This window comes from Plantactinospora sp. ZYX-F-223 (genome assembly GCF_039649625.1).
GTDB lineage: Bacteria > Actinomycetota > Actinomycetes > Mycobacteriales > Micromonosporaceae > Plantactinospora.
In genome coordinates, this window is record NZ_JBDJAV010000213.1 from 1 (window position 1) to 302 (window position 302).

General features: G+C 72.5%; 1 protein-coding gene. It reads right to left on the reverse strand.

Annotated features, from left to right (window positions below; all coding sequences use genetic code 11):
- A partial coding sequence (locus tag AAH979_RS43235) for a DUF6282 family protein (protein ID WP_346263913.1) occupies positions 1–302 on the reverse strand: 302 nt, incomplete at both ends.

Genomic DNA, 302 nt, shown 5'->3' on the forward strand with positions numbered 1-302 from the left:
CGGTGGTGAAGCAGCGTTCCAGCAGGGCGCCGGCCTCGGCGAGTTCCCGCTGCTGGGCGACGGGCAGCCGTTGCGAGGTGAACTCGGGGTGGGTGACGACGATCCGGCGTACTCCCTCCTCGCCGGCGGCGTGGACCACGGCCAGGATCTCCGGGCCGTCGAGGTGTCCGGTGGCGAGCACGAGGTCGTGCCGGGCGATGACCCGGAGTACCTGGCGGACCGGTTCCCGCACCTGTCCGTCGGGGTCGACCACCTCGACGACGTCCGGGACGATGCCCTGGGCGTGCAGGTCGGCCTGGAGT